The organism is Chitinivibrio alkaliphilus ACht1 (assembly GCF_000474745.1).
GTDB classification, from domain to species: Bacteria; Fibrobacterota; Chitinivibrionia; order Chitinivibrionales; family Chitinivibrionaceae; genus Chitinivibrio; species Chitinivibrio alkaliphilus.
In genome coordinates this window covers 1-18,251 of record NZ_ASJR01000031.1, presented here as the reverse complement: position 1 = coordinate 18,251, position 18,251 = coordinate 1, and the positions used below count along the sequence as shown (strand labels likewise).

At 46.1% G+C, this 18,251-nt stretch carries 18 protein-coding genes; 15 read left to right on the top strand and 3 right to left on the bottom strand.

Features of this window, described 5'->3' with window-relative positions; all coding sequences use genetic code 11:
• Nucleotides 1-72 precede the first annotated feature (72 nt).
• Nucleotides 73-1,020: a peptide-methionine (S)-S-oxide reductase MsrA gene (gene msrA, locus CALK_RS10820; RefSeq protein ID WP_022637707.1), complete on the bottom strand. Its 948-nt coding sequence runs from the start codon at nt 1,018-1,020 to the stop codon at nt 73-75.
• 123 nt (nt 1,021-1,143) lie between these two features.
• Between msrA and CALK_RS10815 the strand changes: the two genes are divergently transcribed.
• The 6 genes from CALK_RS10815 (at nt 1,144) to CALK_RS10790 (ending at nt 5,372) form a co-directional block, all read left to right on the top strand.
• Nucleotides 1,144-1,716 (top strand): class I SAM-dependent methyltransferase, encoded by a 573-nt coding sequence (locus tag CALK_RS10815; protein ID WP_022637706.1) that lies wholly within the window; start codon nt 1,144-1,146, stop codon nt 1,714-1,716.
• A 77-nt stretch (nt 1,717-1,793) separates the two neighbouring features.
• Complete coding sequence (locus tag CALK_RS10810; RefSeq protein WP_022637705.1) at nt 1,794-2,774, top strand: PseG/SpsG family protein; 981 nt, start codon at nt 1,794-1,796, stop codon at nt 2,772-2,774.
• Entirely contained in the window at nt 2,761-3,204 is a 444-nt protein-coding gene (locus CALK_RS10805; protein WP_022637704.1) for a GNAT family N-acetyltransferase, read from the top strand. Before CALK_RS10810 ends, CALK_RS10805 begins: the two co-directional genes overlap by 14 nt.
• Nucleotides 3,191-4,246 carry a pseudaminic acid synthase gene (gene pseI, locus CALK_RS10800; protein WP_022637703.1) on the top strand — a complete coding sequence of 352 codons (1,056 nt, stop codon included), beginning with the start codon at nt 3,191-3,193 and terminating at the stop codon, nt 4,244-4,246. Before CALK_RS10805 ends, pseI begins: the two co-directional genes overlap by 14 nt.
• Nucleotides 4,247-4,320: 74 nt before the next feature.
• Nucleotides 4,321-4,779 (top strand): Wzz/FepE/Etk N-terminal domain-containing protein, encoded by a 459-nt coding sequence (locus CALK_RS10795; RefSeq protein WP_022637702.1) that lies wholly within the window; start codon nt 4,321-4,323, stop codon nt 4,777-4,779.
• Nucleotides 4,722-5,372, top strand: coding sequence for a GNVR domain-containing protein (locus CALK_RS10790; protein ID WP_162146740.1), 651 nt, complete (start codon nt 4,722-4,724; stop codon nt 5,370-5,372). Before CALK_RS10795 ends, CALK_RS10790 begins: the two co-directional genes overlap by 58 nt.
• 387 nt (nt 5,373-5,759) lie before the next feature.
• Here the strand turns inward: CALK_RS10790 and CALK_RS10780 are convergent, their stop codons facing one another.
• On the bottom strand, nt 5,760-6,761 hold the full coding sequence (locus CALK_RS10780; protein ID WP_162146739.1) for an endo-1,4-beta-xylanase: 1,002 nt from the start codon (nt 6,759-6,761) through the stop codon (nt 5,760-5,762).
• A gap of 470 nt (nt 6,762-7,231) precedes the next feature.
• Here CALK_RS10780 and CALK_RS10775 point away from each other — a divergent pair, with 470 nt between their 5' ends.
• The 9 genes from CALK_RS10775 to CALK_RS10740 all read left to right on the top strand — a co-directional run bounded on the left by CALK_RS10775 (nt 7,232) and on the right by CALK_RS10740 (nt 16,335).
• Complete coding sequence (locus CALK_RS10775) at nt 7,232-8,401, top strand: nucleotide sugar dehydrogenase (RefSeq protein ID WP_034638005.1); 1,170 nt, start codon at nt 7,232-7,234, stop codon at nt 8,399-8,401.
• Nucleotides 8,402-8,996: 595 nt separating this feature from the next.
• Nucleotides 8,997-9,875 (top strand): glucose-1-phosphate thymidylyltransferase RfbA, encoded by an 879-nt coding sequence (gene rfbA / locus CALK_RS10770; protein ID WP_022637696.1) that lies wholly within the window; start codon nt 8,997-8,999, stop codon nt 9,873-9,875.
• Complete coding sequence (gene rfbB, locus CALK_RS10765) at nt 9,868-11,040, top strand: dTDP-glucose 4,6-dehydratase (RefSeq protein WP_022637695.1); 1,173 nt, start codon at nt 9,868-9,870, stop codon at nt 11,038-11,040. The genes rfbA and rfbB overlap by 8 nt, the downstream gene beginning before the upstream one ends.
• Complete coding sequence (locus tag CALK_RS10760) at nt 11,037-12,113, top strand: DegT/DnrJ/EryC1/StrS family aminotransferase (protein ID WP_022637694.1); 1,077 nt, start codon at nt 11,037-11,039, stop codon at nt 12,111-12,113. The genes rfbB and CALK_RS10760 overlap by 4 nt, the downstream gene beginning before the upstream one ends.
• Nucleotides 12,110-13,150: an ATP-grasp domain-containing protein gene (locus CALK_RS10755; protein WP_022637693.1), complete on the top strand. Its 1,041-nt coding sequence runs from the start codon at nt 12,110-12,112 to the stop codon at nt 13,148-13,150. The genes CALK_RS10760 and CALK_RS10755 overlap by 4 nt, the downstream gene beginning before the upstream one ends.
• A gap of 188 nt (nt 13,151-13,338) precedes the next feature.
• Nucleotides 13,339-13,560, top strand: coding sequence for an NDP-sugar dehydratase or epimerase (locus CALK_RS13235; protein ID WP_022637692.1), 222 nt, complete (start codon nt 13,339-13,341; stop codon nt 13,558-13,560).
• A gap of 47 nt (nt 13,561-13,607) precedes the next feature.
• A complete protein-coding gene (locus CALK_RS10750; RefSeq protein WP_022637691.1) occupies nt 13,608-14,192 on the top strand; it encodes an NAD-dependent epimerase/dehydratase family protein in 585 nt (194 codons plus the stop codon).
• A 2-nt stretch (nt 14,193-14,194) separates the two neighbouring features.
• Nucleotides 14,195-14,836 carry an oligosaccharide flippase family protein gene (locus CALK_RS10745; protein WP_052569266.1) on the top strand — a complete coding sequence of 214 codons (642 nt, stop codon included), beginning with the start codon at nt 14,195-14,197 and terminating at the stop codon, nt 14,834-14,836.
• A gap of 41 nt (nt 14,837-14,877) precedes the next feature.
• On the top strand, nt 14,878-16,335 hold the full coding sequence (locus CALK_RS10740) for a lipopolysaccharide biosynthesis protein (protein ID WP_022637689.1): 1,458 nt from the start codon (nt 14,878-14,880) through the stop codon (nt 16,333-16,335).
• Between the two features lie 459 nt (nt 16,336-16,794).
• Here CALK_RS10740 and CALK_RS10735 read toward each other — a convergent pair whose 3' ends face one another.
• Nucleotides 16,795-17,928, bottom strand: coding sequence for an ATP-grasp domain-containing protein (locus CALK_RS10735; RefSeq protein ID WP_022637688.1), 1,134 nt, complete (start codon nt 17,926-17,928; stop codon nt 16,795-16,797).
• Between the last annotated feature and the right edge of the window lie 323 nt (nt 17,929-18,251).

Sequence of the window (18,251 nt, the reverse complement as noted above, 5' to 3'; positions counted from 1 at the left end):
GTGTTTTTTTGTATTACGACCTACCTTGCCCATTTTTTCCTTTACCTTATTATATATGCTCATTCATAACAATTATTCGAACAAGTATTCATACTGCTCATATCCATGACGGGATAAATCAGACCGAGGAATAAATCGAAGAGATGCAGAATTTACACAATAGCGTTTCTGAGTCGGCCGAGGGCCGTCATCAAATACATGTCCTAAATGTATATCACCCTCACGACTTCGTATCTCACATCGCTTCGTTCCATGCTGATACTCTTCCCGAAACACCACGGCCGTATCATCTATGGTATCAAAAAAACTGGGCCACCCTGTACCTGAGTCATATTTGTGAATAGATGCAAAGAGGGGTTGCCCCGTACTAATATCAACATAGATTCCTTCTTCCTTTGTATTCCAGTATTCATTATTAAAGGGAGGCTCAGTGCCCCCTTCAAAGGCAACCTTTTTCTGAAGGGGGCTTAAATCGCCCATCCTTTTCGCACGACGCTGTTTTTTCCATAACCTTTGAAGCGCCGCTTTTCTCCCGGATGAGTCAGCATACGCAGCATACCGACGCGGGTGTGTCCGGCAAAATTTTTGGTGATGCTTCTCCGCCGGCCAAAAGGGTGCACTTCTGCGAATTTCTGTTACCACGGGAACCGGAAAAACCCCCGATTGATTAAGCCGTCTCTTACTTTTTTCTGCCACCTGCTGCTGCGTTTCCGTATCGGTAAAAATAGCAGTTTTGTATTGCGTACCCCGATCGTAAAATTGCCCTCCAGCATCAGTTGGATCGATACTTTTCCAAAAAATATCCAGAAGTTTTTCATAGGGTATCAGGGACGGATCATAGACAACTTCAACAGCTTCATAATGTCCGGTTGTTCCAGAACAAACAGCTTCATATGTGGGGTTCTCCGTATGCCCCCCTACATATCCGGACGTTACCTGCTGTACACCAGGCATATCCAGAAACGCCGCCTCAGTACACCAAAAACATCCTCCGGCAAAAACAGCGCGCTCGTGTTCCATAGGCCCTCCTTGTATACTGTATATAGATAAATATATACGCATCGTATAGCTATGAGGGCTTCTATGACAAAGAAAAAGCGTATATTATATACGAAGGATCACAAAGTAAGACAAGGAGAACCAATGTGCCCTCATATATTTAACCCCAAAAAACGAGACGCCCTAAACAACCCCGAACGCCACAAAGATTTCCCCGTGGAAGAAATTCTGCGACAACGAAAGATTTCACCGCCTCGGATCGCCTTAGACCTCGGTGCCGGCACTGGTTTTTTTAGCAAAGCCCTTGCACCACTCATGGCTGCACCGGGGCTCTTGTATGCCGCAGATATTTCTCCGGAAATGATACAGTACATGAAGGCAGAATGCTGTCCACACCTTCCGCAGCTACACCCCCTCCTTCTTACGGATCATCGTATCCCCTGCAAGGATGCGGAAATAGACCTGATTATTATGGTAAATGTTTTCCATGAGCTACCTCACCCACAAGAGAGCCTTCGCGAGTGCAAAAGGGTACTGCACCCCACAGGGGATATCCTTATATCCGATTGGCGCCCCGATGCCGGCCCAGGAGGACCTCCCCGGGAAGACCGTATCAGCCATACAGAGGTAGAGGCCATATGCGAAGAAGCAGGGTTAAGCCCTCGGTTTCATAGCAACGATTTCCCTCACGCCTACCTTGTTCACTGTTCTCACTAGAACCTACAGCAGAGAAGGCTACAGATTTGTGGCGTATGGCCGATATACAACGTAGTTGATATCCATGAGGAGATAAAATGGGTACCGGACGAGTCCTTCTTCGTGCCGACGGAGACAGCACCATGGGGTTTGGCCATATGTCAAGAACCCTCGCCCTTGCAGCGATGCTGAAAGATGCCTTTGAATGCTCTTTCTTTTCGTGGAGCACCGCCTTTATGGAAGAGTCACACAAGTACTGCTCGCAACGCACCCTCTTAAAAAAAGAGACTCATTTTGCGGATTTCCTTTCCCATATCACCCCTGAGGACGTGGTTGTCTTGGATAACTACTATTTTGATACTGCATACCAAGGGGAGGTCGCAAAACGAGCACGGGCGCTTGTCTATATTGACGATATACCCGGCCCATCGTATCGGTCAGATATGATCATTAACCATGGGTGCGGAATTACCCTGGATCACTACCAGACTCACCCCTCCAAGGGTCTTCTTCTTGGCCCCGACTACGCCCTCCTCAGACCAGAATTCTGTACAATGGCCCCCCACGCGCGTGGAGAGCGTAAAAAGTATGACCTCCTCATCAGCATGGGTGGTGCAGACCCACAGAGGCTTACGCCGAAGATTGTACAGGCAGTACAGCACATACGCCCCACCATGCGTATTGCGGCCCTCACCCCCCACACAGTGAACACCTGCACAACCTTCTACAATCTGACGGCAAAAGACCTCAAAACCCTTTTCCATGAAAGCCGTGCAGCAATCCTGCCCGCAAGCACCATCGCCGTGGAGGCTTGTGCCTGTCGTATCCCCTGTGCCTGTGGGTATTTTATGGAAAACCAGAAACAGCACTATCGGGGGCTCACCAACGCACACGCCGTATTTCCCCTCAAGGATCTCCGGGACCCCCTCTCCTGCAACACGCCTTTGGCAACCTTTTTACATATCCTAGCAAAACCAACTCGCACTACCGCCATGATACATGCGCAGGAGAAACTCGTGGACGGTCGCTCTCCAGAACGATTACGCGCAGCATTTCGGAGGCTCAATGAATCTGCGTAAGGCAACATGCAAAGACGCCCCCATGCTTTACTGCTGGTTTTGCGACGAAGGAACCCGCCGTTACTCTATTTCCTCCAACACACCGTCATGGGACGACCACTGTGCATGGCTCAAAGAAAAACTCGCCGCACGCACCTGCCAAATCTATATCGGCACGGATGAAGAACGAGAGATTGGTGTTCTTCGATTTGAAGCCGTTGGAACAGAGCACACCATATCAATTACCATAGCCCCCTCCTGCAGAGGACGTGGATATGGCACCGCTCTTCTTTCCATGGGAATACACCACCCCTCATGCCCGCATCCCCTCACGGCCTATATTTTACCGGTAAACCATTCTTCCCGCAGACTGTTTGAAAAAACGGGGTTTCTCCTACAGGGAAGTCACCTCTTTTCCGGAAAGGAGTTTCTGCGCTATGAATACCCCTAAGACCTACATTATTGCGGAGCTATCTGCAAATCACGGTGGCGATATTACCATCGCAAAAGAGACTATTCGTGCAGCAAAAGAGAGCGGAGCGGACGCGGTAAAGGTTCAAACATACACCGCAGACACCCTTACCATCGATTGCACAGCAGACTGTTTCCAGATTCATCAGGGAACAGCCTGGGATGGAAAAACGCTCTATGAACTCTACAAAGAAGCATACATGCCGTGGGAGTGGCAACCCATCCTTAAAAAGTATGCCCAATCCCTACAGATCCCCCTATTCTCTTCTCCCTTTGACACCACCGCCGTTGACTTCCTTGACGCCATGAATGTCCCCATGTATAAAATAGCCTCTTTTGAAATAACCGACATCCCTCTCATTGAATACACCGCTGCCAAGAAAAAACCGATCCTTATCTCCACGGGCATTGCGACCAAAGAGGAAATAGGTGCAGCCGTAGAGGCATGCCGCAGGATGGAAAATAACGCCATAACCCTTCTTATGTGCACATCCCAATATCCGGCCAAACCAGAAGATGCCAATCTTGCAACCATGGTTGATATGAAGCATCGCTTTAATGTCACGGTCGGCTTATCAGACCATACCACGGGATGGGAAGTTGCCTGCACCGCCGTGGCTCTCGGCGCAACCGTGGTGGAAAAGCACTTCATCCTTGACCCGGCCATGGGTGGCCCCGACGCGTCTTTCTCCATGGCGCCCACAGACTTTGCCACCATGGTTGAACAGATCCGTCTCGTTGAAAAAATATATGGAACGGTCACCTATGAGATGACCGAACAAAAACTAAAAAACAGACATTTTTCCCGCTCCCTCTTTGTGGTTGCAGACATGGCTGCAGGCGATATTTTTACCACGGAGAACATAAGAAGTATCCGACCAGGAACTGGTCTTTCGCCCAAATATCTCCCCGAATTACTCGGGAAAAAAGCCACCACTGCCATACCTCGTGGAACCCCCCTTTCTTGGAACCATATTGCACCACCCTTGCCTTCATGCGCCTCGGGAGACGACCAAGGATGATAAAAAAAACAGTACCTACTGATACTCCAAAGTATATATTTTCAAACAACTCTTTTCCATTCCTATGAGGACCTATGAACACACCGGATGCATTTCAAACAGAAGAAATAGATCTGCGGGATCTCGTACTCACCCTGCTTCGTGGCTGGACGATTATTCTCCCTGTTACCATCCTCATTACAATTTTGGCAGCAATCTATGCATACCGTCTTCCCGACCAATATAGTGTCACCACGAAGGCGGCCACAGCCGGAAGAGGCGGTGGTGATGTGAGCGGCTTAGCAGCCATGGCAGGCCTGCGTAATCAAGAGTCTCAGGAAATAGACCTCCTGCAACACGTAGAACTTCTTATTAAAAACCGACACTTCATGGATCACCTTCTTGCACAGGAATGGGTTATTCAGCGGGTACAAACACCGGAGGAACGGGAAAACCGTATGCCCCCCGTCTATGATACTGTCACCCTTGAGGAGTATTGGGAGTTCTCCCCCCCGATACAACGGTACACGATTGGGAATATCGACGAAAAATGAGTCTCTACGGACGACTTCGCTCAGAAAGCCGCGGACATATTTCGGTAAACAAGTCTGGGCGTATCCTTGACGTGGAAACAAAATTCACCAACCCGTCCCTCGCCTACCAAGTAAACCGAGAGCTCATACACCTTCTCACAGAGTATTTCCAGAAAGATTACCAATCGCGGGATCGCCAAAACCGGGAGTTTATCGAAGAGCGGCTTCAGGAAGTACGGGCAGATCTTCAAAGCGCCGAAGCACGGCTTGTGGCATTTCAGGAACAGAACATCGCCACCCAGTCCCCGCGGGTTCGCCTGCGCGAAGATCGTATAAAACGTGAAGTAGATCTCGCAGCATCACTCTATAAAGAGCTGAATAATCAACTGGAGAGAGCAAAAATAAACGAGAAAAAGGACGTTCCCGTCTTTGAGGTACTCCAAGAGGGGGAGCTTCCCCTGCGCCCGAGCGAACCCGACCGACGGCTCCTTATCATCGTCGGGGCTATAGCCAGTGGTGCTCTCAGCATTTTCCTGGTCTTTTTTCGGGAATGGCTCCGTACCTTTCGGGCCATCACCCCCGCAGCACCACAAAAAAAAGAGCCCAAACAGTAAGAGCTGCGAGGAGCCCCCGGAATGCCGGGGCAAAGATACTCCCCCCGGCGGGGCCGCCATACCAGCAGCCCCAACGGCGACCTTCTCTTCAGGGGAACCAAGGAGCGTTGGTACCCCATAAATCATCATGGCAATACCAATATGGACGGAGAGGAATTCCTGTATCCACCATTTTTCCTTAGGCCATACCTTACCCGCTACAAAGAAACCTCTATTAACTATACACAATTTTTTATCTGAGAGGGAGCTACTTTTTCACCACTTTTTCCATGCTGTTTGACCAATTGCATCCTCCTAGTATTGATTACCCCTTTTGGGGGAGACAAAGGTGCCCTTAGTGACGTATAAATCGGTAGGTGGCGGGTTTCGGGTTGTAGAGCGAATCCATTATGAGGGGGCAACATCACTCTCATACCATGACTGTGCATCGTTAAACCCCCAGAGAGATACCATGGTGCATTTCTCATTTTCAAGGGCGATGTTCACTAGGTCGCGGTAGATTTTTGCCTGTTGTTCCAGCTGCTTCTGTGTAACCGGAGGTATAAGGGCAACATCCAGTTCCGTAATATATACCTCCAGGCCAAGGTCGGTGAACCGTTTGAAATCTGCGGCAATAGCCTCTTTTCCCGGATATCCCACCACCGTAAGATGTGATTGAAAACCCATCCCGTCAATGGGAATGTCGCGCTCTACAAGGCCGGATACAACATCATAGGCATGATCTATTTTATGCTCCATGCGCTGACCATCCGCCGCCGTCCCGTGATAAAAACAGTCATTGTAGAAAAGTTTTGCCTCATCCGGGGCCACTTCCCGGGTCCAGACAAAGGCCGAGTCTATATAGGATTCCCCGATGCTGTCCAGCCAGAGATTGGGCTCAAAGCCGCTGAAATTATTTGCCCCCGCCTCATTCACCACACTCCACCATTGCACAGTATGGGGAAATTTTTCCGTGTAGTGTGTCACCGTTTGGGTGATGAAGTCCTTCAGGTGTTCCTGCAGTTCAGCGCTGCCGTATCCTCCTTCAAGAAGCCACTGGGGTAAAAAGGGGTCATGTCCCTCCACATAGCGGTGCCATACAAGGTGGTGTACCTTAACGGCCAGATCATTCTCATGGGCAAAGCCGATAATTTCATTTCCTGCAGAAAAATTAATTTCACCGGGAGCGGGAGAAAGTCCTCCTTCGCCCCACATTATCCCCCCTTCGGGGGTGAGGATGGTGAAGTTGTCCAAAAAATGCTTTTCGTATTCATCCCTGTCCCAGCCATCCCGATAATAAAAGGCAGAGCCAAAGTGCAGATTTTTTGCCCGTGCCAGGGGGGCTATTTCGGAAAACAGTGCAGTGCATGCTATGAAAATGAGAAACACCGAATGATGCCGGATTATCATATCTGCCTCCATTTTACACCTGCAGTAAATATATACCAGTACACAAGTGGATGGGTTTTGCCGGAAAAACTCTTTCACAAAGGGGCATAGATTAAGCGGGCATCACTATTTCTCTTTGGCCGCAAGGGGCATGTTTTATGCTACTTCCATGGACAAATCCATTCTTCGCATTTGACACAGAAAAACCGTACATACGGGAGGTTTCGCCCTTCAAACATTTTCCCGCTCGCCCATACTCCATAATACTCGCCCGATCTAAGCCGAAGAAAATCACCCTCCCCCCTATTCAATATTTAAATTCCATTGAAGGAGTTCATGCACGGGATATATCTTATATTTTCACTCTTTTACCTGATTGCTTTTTCCTATTGTAATACAACAGCATTCGGTAAAGGGAAAGCAACAATCCACTCTGCAAGCCTTAGAGGTATTTGACAGCGTGAAAACCGTTTACATGGAGACAGAGAATGATGAAAATCGCCGTGGCCGGCACCGGATACGTCGGTCTGAGTAATGCCGTTCTTTTATCACAGCACAATGAGGTTGTGGCCCTTGACATTGTTCCTGAAAAGGTGGCCCTCCTCAACGAGAAAAAATCACCCATTGAAGATGCGGAGATCCAGGAATACCTCACCACCAAGGACCTCAACTTTCGGGCCACCCTGGACAAGGCCGATGCCTACACAGGGGCAGACTACGTTATTATTGCCACTCCCACCGACTATGATGAAGAAACAAACTACTTCAACACCGCCTCCATAGAAGCGGTCATCGGCGATGTCCTTGAGATAAATCCCGAGGCAACCATGGTGATTAAATCAACCATTCCCGTGGGGTATACCAAGGCGGTGTCACAGAAGTTTAACACCACAAACATCATCTTTTCTCCGGAATTTCTCCGGGAGGGCCTTGCCCTGCACGACAACCTCAATCCCAGCAGGATAATTGTGGGGGAAAAGTCAGATCGTGCCATGATATTTGCGGGACTTCTTGAGCGGGGTGCCACAAAAAAGAATGTGGCCGTCCTTTTTACCGACTCCACAGAGGCTGAAGCCATAAAACTGTTTTCAAACAGCTATCTTGCCATGCGGGTTGCCTATTTTAATGAGCTGGATTCCTACGCCGAAACTCATGGGTTGAATGCGAAGGATATCATCAGCGGCGTGGGCCTTGACCCCCGTATCGGCACTCACTACAACAACCCCTCCTTTGGCTACGGAGGCTACTGTTTTCCCAAGGATACCAAGCAGCTCCGCGCCAATTTTTCCGATGTGCCAAACAACCTCGTTGGGGCCATTGTGGATTCCAACGAGACACGAAAGAGCTTTGTTGCAGACAGAATCGCCTCCTCCAATCCCTCCGTGGTGGGTATATACCGCCTTATTATGAAATCGGGGTCTGATAATTTCAGGAGCTCCGCCGTGCGGTGTGTCATCGAAAAGCTGCAGGAAAAGGGTATTACCGTTGTAATCTATGAGCCGGTCCTGGAAACCTCTACCTTTGAAGGACTCGAAGTTGTATCAGACCTTGCAACCTTTAAAGAAAAAGCAGATATTATCGTGGCAAACCGTTTTGAAGAGGTTTTGGAGGATGTGGCGGAAAAGGTGTATACACGGGATGTCTTCGGGGGAGATAAGTAAGACTGTTTTACGTTTTTGTGATTTCACTCTCGTTCCCGGTCTTCCGACTGGGAACGCACCCCGTGAGCCTTCGGGCTCATAGATACAAGTACATATCTGCAGAAATCACCGTAAAGCGAAAATGTATTACTCGTACGCACGGTTTTTCTGCAGGGACGGTACTTTTCGAAGCAGGCGCACCCAGTCAGAAGACTGGGTACGAGATGTGGTGGATACGGACCAAGAGCTTCGACAGGATACTCTCGTACTCTCGTTCCCGGACTTCCGACTGGGAACACATCTCGTGAGCCTTCGGGCTCATAGATACAAGTACATATCTGCAGAAATCACCGTAAAGCGGGAATGTATTACTCGTACGCACGGTTTTTCTGCAGGGACGGTGCTTTTCGAAGCAGGCGTACCCAGTCAGAAGACTGGGTACGAGTTGTGGTGGATACGGACCAGGGGCTTCGACAGGATACTCTCGTACTCTCGTTCCCGGACTTCCGACTGGGGGGAACGAAGGAATTAAGAGGCAGGTGAGACAAATATGCTTGAAGCTCCTGTGTTAAGGATGTATATTCTTCACATTCGAAAATAATCATACAGGGGCCCTATGAAAGGTATTATTCTTGCCGGCGGCAGCGGCACACGACTCTATCCCATTACGCAAGCCATTTCAAAACAGATTACTCCCGTATACGACAAACCCATGATTTATTACCCCCTCTCCACGCTCATGCTGGCGGGGATACGTGATATTCTTATTATTTCCACTCCGCAGGACCTCCCCACCTTCGAACGGCTCCTTGGTTCGGGCAACCAATTTGGCCTCAACCTTGCCTATTCGGTACAGGAAGAACCCCGGGGTCTTGCCGAGGCCATTCTCATTGGTGAATCCTTTATTGCGGGGGAAAAATGCGCCCTCATCCTCGGTGACAATCTCTTTTACGGCTACGGCTTTGGTTCTATTCTAAAACGGGCCTGCACTCTTTCGGAGGGAGCCACCATCTTCGGCTATTTTGTGAAAAATCCCAATAGCTACGGCGTGGTGGAATTTGACACAGACGGACAGGTACTCTCCCTGGAGGAAAAACCGGAGAAACCCAAATCAAACTATGCCATCCCGGGCCTGTATTTTTACGACGAAACCGCCGTGAAAAAAGCCCATGAAATAGAGCCCTCTCCACGGGGAGAGCTGGAAATAACCTCCCTGAACCAAAAATATCTTGAGGAGGGAAGTCTTCGGTGCAAAAATCTGGGGCGCGGCATGAGCTGGTTTGACACGGGAACCCACGACGCCCTCCTTGAGGCGGCAAACTTTGTCCAGACTATTCAGCACCGTCAGGGCTTGATGATTTCCAGCCCCGAAGAGATCGCCCATGGGCAGGGGTGGATTACCGATGCAGAGCTGAAGACCCAGATTGACCGTCTGGGAAAAACCCGTTATGCGGACAACCTGCGCGATATCCTTGAAGGAGTCTACCATGTATAGCTATCTTGTCACGGGGGCTGCCGGCTTTATCGGGGCAAACTACCTGAAGCATATTCTTAAAAAACACGATAACATCACCGTTGCAGTCCTTGATAAGCTCACCTATGCGGGAAATCTTGGCACCATTGCCGGGGAGATTAAGGACCCCCGGGTGACCTTTTACAAGGGAGACATTGGCAATGAAGAGCTGGTTTCCCATATTTTTCTCACCCACGGGATCACCCATGTGGTGAATTTTGCCGCCGAATCCCATGTGGATCGCTCAATCGAAAATCCGCAGATATTTCTCGAAACAAATATCTTGGGCACCCAAACCCTTCTGGAGTGTGCCGTCCATGCCTGGAAAACAGGGCGGGACGGGCAGGGATATCCCACCTACCGCACGGGGGTGAAATTCCTTCAGGTCTCCACGGATGAGGTGTACGGCTCCCTTGCCCAAACCTACCCCGAGGGAAGGGATCATGAGGAGTTTGGCACCATCTTCGGGGCTGATTTTTTCACCGAAGACACCCCCCTTGATCCACACTCACCCTATTCGGCAAGCAAGGCCTCGGCGGATCTGCTGGTGCAGTCCTATGCAGACACCTTTCACCTCCCCGTAAATATCACCCGCTGTTCAAATAATTACGGCCCCTGCCATTTCCCCGAAAAGCTGATTCCCCTCATGATTAAGAATGTCCTTGAAGGGAAAAAACTCCCCGTGTACGGTGACGGTCGCAATGTGCGCGACTGGCTCTACGTGGAAGACCATGCCCGGGCCATTGATCTGGTGGTGCAGAAGGGGCGGCCCGGCGAGGTGTATAATGTGGGCGGACATAACGAAGCACAAAATATCACCATAGTGAAACTGATTATCTCCACGGTGGCACGACTCATGGAGGAAAACCCCGCCTATCAACAGGTGCTTACCACCGATCATGCCCACATTAACGAATCCCTCATTACCTTTGTGCAGGATCGCCTCGGCCATGATGCGCGCTACGCCATTGACCCGGCCAAAATAAAGAAGGAATTGGGATGGTATCCCGAGACATCCTTTGAAGTGGGTATTGAAAAGACCATCCGCTGGTACCTAGAAAACCAAAAATGGGTGCGTGAGGTGGTCAGCGGCGATTATCAGCATTATTATGAGAGCATGTACGGTGCCCGGGAGGAGCTGTCGTGATTCACGTAACAAAGACCTACCTCCCCGATAAAAAAAAGTTTAAGAAATATGTTGATGAGATTTACGAAAACCACTGGATCACCAATAACGGCTCCATGGTACGCCGTCTTGAAGAACGGCTGTGTGAATATCTTGGAGTGCAAAACCTTGTTCTGGTTTCCAACGGAACCGTCGCACTGGAAATAGCCTATCGCGCCCTGGGGGTAACAGACTTTGCCGTGACAAGCCCCTTTTCTTTTGTTGCCACCACCAGTTCCCTTGTCACCAACAATATCCACCCCATTTTTGCCGATATTGACCCCAGCACCTATACCATGGACCCCGAAAAAGCCGAAGCCCTTATTACGCCCAATACCTCCGCCCTTGTGCCGGTGCATGTTTTCGGCAACCCCTGCGATGTTGATGCTATTGCGGCACTGGCAGAAAAATATAAGATACGAACAGTGTATGATGCGGCTCATGCATTTGGTGTGAAGGTGGGTGGTCAAAGTGTTCTTAACTATGGCGATATCTCTACCTTGAGTTTTCATGCGACGAAGCTGTTCCACACTATCGAAGGCGGGGCTCTTGCCATTTCCGATGACTCGTTAGTAGAAGAGGCGCGGTTTCTGATCAACTTCGGCATACAAAACTCCGAAACCATCCCCCATTTGGGGACAAATGCCAAGATGAATGAGTTTGAGGCCGCCATGGGGCTCTGTGTGCTCGATGATATGCCACTTATTCTAGAACGACGTGAAGAGGTGTACCGTGGCTATGTTGATGGCTTAAAGGATGTGGTACAATTGCAAGAAATGAATGGTGATGCCACCAATAACTTTAGCTACTTCCCTGTTGTGTTTGAAAGTGAAGCGGTTTTAAAACGGGTGGAATCTGCATTGAAAGAAGTTGCGATTGCGCCGCGTAGATACTTCTATCCCAGTCTTGACACGCTGAGTTACATTGAACCGAAACAGGAGTGCCCTGTGTCCCGTGATATTTCCAGCCGAATCCTCTGTCTACCAATGTATGATAGTCTTGAGAAGGATGTGCAGGAGACGATTATAGCGGTAATCAAAACGGGGTGCTTGTGAAGAAACTTTTATTACTTGGAGGATCTACTCAACAGATACCTGCCATCGAATATGCAAATAAGCAAGGGTACCATACTGTTTTATGTGATTATTTGCCCGATAATCCGGGGCAACATTATGTAGAAAAATTTTATTGTGTAAGTACAACAGATAAAGAAGCAATACTTGAAGTTGCAAAAAACGAATGTGTAGACGGTATTGTGGCTTATGCGTCTGATCCCGCCGCTCCCACGGCTGCGTATGTAGCTGAAAAGCTTGGTTTACCAACTAATCCATACAAATCGGTTGAAATATTAGCTTTTAAGGATAAATTTAGGGAATTCTTAAGAGAGAATAACTTTAATTGTCCAAAGGCTAAAGGGTATTCGTCGCTGGCAAATGCAAAGCAGGAAATAAATCAATTTACTTTCCCAGTAATGGTGAAACCTATTGATTCATCAGGAAGTAAAGGTGTAGTCAAAGTTGATAAGATAGAAGACTTTGAAGATGCTTGCAAAATTGCTATAGATAATTCCAGAAGTAAAAAGATTATTGTTGAAGAATTTATTGTGCAAGATCATGACTTTATGATTGCGGGGGATTGTTTTGTTATAGATGGAAATGTGAGCTTTTGGGGCTTATTAAATAGTCACAGAAGTACTTATGTTAATCCCTTTGTTCCCATTGGAACAAGCTATCCTCTAGTAATAAGCGATAAAAGACTCAACTTGATAAAACAGGAAACTCAAAAGTTGTTTGATTTATTAGATATTCATTTCGGAGCATTTAATATTGAAATTATGATTGATAGAAATGATAACTTACACTTTATTGAGATGGGTCCAAGAAATGGTGGTAATATGATACCGGATCTTTTACTTATGGCAACAGGAGAAGATATGGTTGCTGCTACAGTTGAATTAGCAATGCGAAGGAATTATCACTTTAAAAGTGATGTTTTCCTCAAAAAATATATATCAACTCATGTTCTTTACTCTCATGAGAATGGAGCATTTGTAGAAGTTGACTATCAAAATGGTATTGGAAAAAGATTGTAAAGAGTGTTATGTATAAGAAAAAGGAGATCCTGTAGAGCATTTTGATGGTTCTAATAAAGCAATTGGTATACTGTTCCTACAGTTTGAAACTCAAGAAGAGCAGATGGATTTTGTATATAATTCAGAACGTTTAATCAAAGTAATTATCAAGTAAAAAATTACATTATATGATAAATGGAGAGTAGTTTATGAAAAAAGTGCTTATATTTGGAGCAACTGGGCATACTGGCGCTTACTTGACCGATTACTGCTTAAAAAACCTTGATTTAACAGAATATCAAATTGTCGCAATTGGGCGGAAAGAAACAGATTATTTTGAGAACAAGGGAATTGAATATTTTTCGGTAGATATAACTAAATCAGAGTGTTTTGATAAACTGCCGACAGAATACTCTATACCCAAACTATAAGAGATATTGGAAATTTCATAGGAGGAGACGAACCACTACACCCCGATATGCCGAGAAACTTCTCATATAAAGGTGATCATGGAGTATATGTTATTGCTAAAAATACTGCAGTAGATCTGATCGAACATTATCGGCAAGAATATGGGCTTAAAAGGTTTATTTTTAGATTACCAACTATTTATTCGTACAGTCCAATAGATTATTTTTATGTGGATGGTAAGAAAAGAATGAAAGCATACAGACTGATGATTAATCAAGCAATTAACGGTGAGCCTATTGAAATGTGGGGGGACCCGAGTAAATCTCATGATATTGTTTATGTTAAAGATTTTTGCCAAATGATATGTAAGGGTATTATCGTTGATAGAGAGTCTGGGATATATAATGTTGGAACAGGAGTTCCCGTATCTTTAAAAGCGCAAATTGAGGGAATGATTCAAGTTTTTTCTCCTGCATCTAAGCCGTCAATAATTACTCCGAGGCCTGATAAACCAAATAGTCGATCTTATAAAATTGACATTAGTAAAGCTAACATTGAGTTAGGTTATGAACCCAAATACGATTACATTAGTTATTTGGAAGATTTTAAGAAAGAGATGGAAATTAAGCGATATAAAGGGCTACATATTTAATTATGGGACTCAGACAAAAGACGATCTCAGCCCTTCTATGGAGCACCGTTGAACGTGTTGGTAATCAAGGGATCGTATTCCTAGTAACTCTCATACTTGCACGAATACTTGTCCCTGAGGATTTTGGGCTTATAGGGATACTAATGGTGTTTGTTCGTGTTTCAGAAGCATTGATAAATAATGGTTTTGGGCAGGCAATAATACAAAAAAAGAGTGTCACAGACAACGATTTGATGACGACGTTTGTGCTCTCCGTTGGGGCTTCGCTCATACTCTATCTCATTCTATTTGTATCTGCACCATTTGTTGCTGATTTTTATAATGAGCCTCTATTATTCCGTCTATTACAGGTCATGGGGTTTGTTATTGTTCTTGATGCCTTTGTTGTTATTCAGCGTGTTCAGTTTGAAAAGAACCTTGACTTCAAGACTATTTCAAAAGCAACTGTCAGCTCTTCAATAGTGGGTGGGTTAGGTGCACTTCTGTGTGCCATTATTGGGTTTGGCGTATGGTCCCTTGTTTGTATGATGGTGCTTCAGAAAATTGTGTTGGCTGTGATGTTATGGCTTCATTCGAGCTGGAAACCTCGGGGGGCAGTATCTCGAGAATCCTTTATTTGGAATATTGTTGCATTAGCAACTTGAATTCACGAATTATTTTAAAATGAGTATTAGTAGGAGATGATTTGAAAGACACCCTCAGACAAAGAACAATTACCGCCCTTATCTGGAGCTCCGCCGAACGCTTCGGCCAGCAGGGTATCCGCTTTTTTGTAACCCTCATTCTTGCCCGCCTCCTCACCCCGGAAGACTACGGGCTCATGGGCCTTATTCTTGTATTTATACATGTCACGGAAGCCTTTATTAACCAGGGCTTTGGGCAGGCCATCATTCAGAAAAAAGACGTATCTGAAAACGATTTAACCACGGCCTTTACCCTCTCCGGTGCCATGGCGGCACTTCTTTATGCTGCCCTGTTTTTCGGGGCTCCCGCCATAGCGGCCTTCTACGAGCGCCCGGAACTCATCCCACTAACCAAATTTGTCGGACTCGTGGTGCTCCTTGATGCCCTGGTGATTATTCAGCGGGTGCAGTTTGAAAAGGCTCTGGATTTTAAAAACATCTCCCTTGCCGCGGTTTCAGCCTCTCTTATGAGCAGTGGCGTCGGCCTCTTTCTTGCATTTTCCGGTGCAGGGGTGTGGGCCCTGGCGGGAATGATGGTGGCGCAGAAGACTGTTCTTGCCGGTATGCTCTGGATCCAATCTTCCTGGATCCCCCGGGGACGGGTCTCACGGGAATCCTTTATCGATCTTTTTTCTTTTGGGTGGAAATTACAGGTGTCGGGAATGTTACACGCGTCCTTTAAAAACCTCCATGCCTTGATCATCGGCCGTTTTTTTGCCGTAGATATTGTGGGGTACTATACCAAGGCGAAAAGTCTCAAAGATCTCCCCATGAAGAACCTTTCAAGAATTGTTGGTAAAGTAACATTCCCCGCCTTTTCTGCCATCAACGACGATCTTCCCCGGGTAAAACGGGGCTACACTCAGAGCATGCAGCTGTTGACCCTGGTCTGTTTTCCCCTCATGTGTATCCTTCTTGCTACAGCAGAAAACCTCATTCCCTTTTTATTGGGAGAGCAATGGTATACCTCCATTCCCTTTTTCCAGCTTCTCTGCCTTGTGGGGATGCTGTATCCGCTCCATGCATCAAATGTCAATATTCTTAAGGTTGTGGGCCGCACGGATCTCTTCTTAAAATTAGAGATTGCAAAAAAAATTCTCAATCTTACCGCAATTTTAATTTCAATTCGCTGGGGAGTCTACGCATTGGTCATCGGTCAGGTTGTTACCTCATATATTGCTCTTTTCCTGAATGCAGGTATTGCTGGTCCTCTCATCAAATACCCCATGCACGAGCAAATTCGTGATGTGTTTCCCTATTTTCTTTGTGCTACAGCAGCAGCCCTTACGGCATACGGAGTAGATGCATTTGTACCACTATCTTCCTATGGCCTCTCTCTTCTACTTCAGCTATGTTCTGGAGGAGCAGTCTATATCAGCCTGGTTCAGCTGTGGAACCTTCCCGCATGGGAAACAGCACGAAATATCGGAAAAGAGCGACGCAAGAAAAGCACGCCATAGGAGCATCAAAACTTTTAAAGGAGCGCTTCCTCTTATCGCAACATATTAACAATATTGAGTCTACTCTAAAAACCCCAATATGGGTAGCAATAAAATTGTCAACAACAATATGCACCGTCATTAGTCCGGACAACCGCTATATATAGTGGTCACAACTTGCGTATTATTGCCATTTCCTATAAAAAATGGGTTTTTATACGGGACTCATAATATGTATCAAATGGAAATTGCGAACTTTAATTTACATTACCGCGCTGCAGGTGAATGAATATCAGGGTTGTCACTGTAACACAGATACATGTTCGGTATGCAAATGCCGGGGTATACCTTAATAACGCCTTCGGGCATAAAAAAAGGAGTATGCGTATGAACGCACTATTTAGGGCTTACTGAATAACTCAAATCTTGCTATTCAAGCCTCTCTTTATAATGGTCTGAAAATTTCAGACCATTATACTACTAATATTTTGTAAACTTGAAACTCTGATTAACAAAAATTTCTTTCGTGTCATTTCGTCTGTATAGATCATGAGTTAGCCATAATGGCAACTCATCCACTAGAAGTTCTGCATTATAGGTGTTATAAAAAGTCAGCTGTTTTCCATACTGATAATTTTCCATAACGCCGCCAAACCAAAAGTACTTTGCTTCCTCATTTAAGCGGGAATTGTCTTCTAGCTTGAAACCGAGCTCAATGAGAAACTCTCCAAAAATAGGGACATTTGCATCGACAAAAAACTGGCTCGGCCCCCATAGCCTTGGATTTGCTTCTATCATATAAAACTGGTTATTCCAATACTTCAGCTCTACCATTACCAAACCATAGAAGTTTAAACCCTTCAGTAAATCGATGTATTTGTCGGCTAGTTCTTCTTTATACAGGTCGGACGGTACGGCCGCTACCATGGATGCCCCGTCTTGTTGTTGGATAATGTTCTCTTGGGCATATTTGATATGGTTATCCTTCTTTGAAATATAAAGTAAAAGATAGTGACTGTTGCCCTCAATGAATTCTTGCAAAAAATAATCTTCCAGGTCTATACCAGGTAATTTCTTTTTTAATTGATCCTCATTTGTAATGATAAGGGGGGTCAGCTTTTCACTCTTGTCGTTCCCGAAGGTTTTGTTTGGTTTTAAAACAAAAGGATAGGATATTTCGGCAACGTCTTCGAACTCTTTTGGTATGCCGAGTCCCTTACTGGCGCATATTTTAGTAAATGTTCGTTTATTTCCCACCTGATCGTAAATTTCTTTATCCACCAGAGGAAGATAAATATTACAGCTTTGCAACTCTTTTCTTTTATCAAAAAGTAAAGAATTTAAATCCTCGGTACTCGGCAAGACGAAGCCTTCATTAATACGGCATCTTTCCATGACTTCTTTTAGAATAGTAAAGATTTCATCGTAGACTAAACCCTTATTTTTTCTTTGGCCTACAACCTTCTTTGAGTAATCCGTAAGGTAAATAGAGTCCTTCTCGCCCGAGGTGATAATATAAAATGGGATGTCAAACTTGCTGGCATATCTGCAAAATGCAATGATGCCCCGTTGATTTTCGCCGGAAAATATTATAACCGCGTTCTTGGTCTTCATGCTCCTTCACCGCCTCTCACTGATAGTATTTTTGATTTTCGCGATCTTCCACAAAACTGAGCGTCAAAAATTTTTTCGAAACTCAAGATCACACTACAAAGATAGTTTCCGGATCAGAACTCAGGTGAAAATTTTCGGAAATCAAGCTACCGTATTGGGAATTATTCCCAATACAAGCGAGGAGAATAGAGCTTCGCAACGGCTCCGGGAAAATCAAGCGATCATATCAAAGAAATCAAGATCAATGGTTATTAGTGAAACAGAAAACTTGTTTTCGTTTTTGAACGTATGCCCTTGGGTACTTCTTTGTACTGGTTCAGCGG

Bases quoted from the DNA above. Each gene is read 5' to 3' on its own strand.
- msrA (WP_022637707.1), bottom strand. From the start codon at position 1,020: ATGGAACACGAGCGCGCTGTTTTTGCCGGAGGATGTTTTTGGTGTACT.
- CALK_RS10815 (WP_022637706.1), top strand. From the start codon at position 1,144: ATGTGCCCTCATATATTTAACCCCAAAAAACGAGACGCCCTAAACAAC.
- CALK_RS10810 (WP_022637705.1), top strand. From the start codon at position 1,794: ATGGGTACCGGACGAGTCCTTCTTCGTGCCGACGGAGACAGCACCATG.
- CALK_RS10805 (WP_022637704.1), top strand. From the start codon at position 2,761: ATGAATCTGCGTAAGGCAACATGCAAAGACGCCCCCATGCTTTACTGC.
- pseI (WP_022637703.1), top strand. From the start codon at position 3,191: ATGAATACCCCTAAGACCTACATTATTGCGGAGCTATCTGCAAATCAC.
- CALK_RS10795 (WP_022637702.1), top strand. From the start codon at position 4,321: ATGAACACACCGGATGCATTTCAAACAGAAGAAATAGATCTGCGGGAT.
- CALK_RS10780 (WP_162146739.1), bottom strand. From the start codon at position 6,761: ATGATAATCCGGCATCATTCGGTGTTTCTCATTTTCATAGCATGCACT.
- CALK_RS10775 (WP_034638005.1), top strand. From the start codon at position 7,232: ATGAAAATCGCCGTGGCCGGCACCGGATACGTCGGTCTGAGTAATGCC.
- rfbA (WP_022637696.1), top strand. From the start codon at position 8,997: ATGAAAGGTATTATTCTTGCCGGCGGCAGCGGCACACGACTCTATCCC.
- rfbB (WP_022637695.1), top strand. From the start codon at position 9,868: ATGTATAGCTATCTTGTCACGGGGGCTGCCGGCTTTATCGGGGCAAAC.
- CALK_RS13235 (WP_022637692.1), top strand. From the start codon at position 13,339: ATGAAAAAAGTGCTTATATTTGGAGCAACTGGGCATACTGGCGCTTAC.
- CALK_RS10750 (WP_022637691.1), top strand. From the start codon at position 13,608: ATGCCGAGAAACTTCTCATATAAAGGTGATCATGGAGTATATGTTATT.
- CALK_RS10745 (WP_052569266.1), top strand. From the start codon at position 14,195: ATGGGACTCAGACAAAAGACGATCTCAGCCCTTCTATGGAGCACCGTT.
- CALK_RS10735 (WP_022637688.1), bottom strand. From the start codon at position 17,928: ATGAAGACCAAGAACGCGGTTATAATATTTTCCGGCGAAAATCAACGG.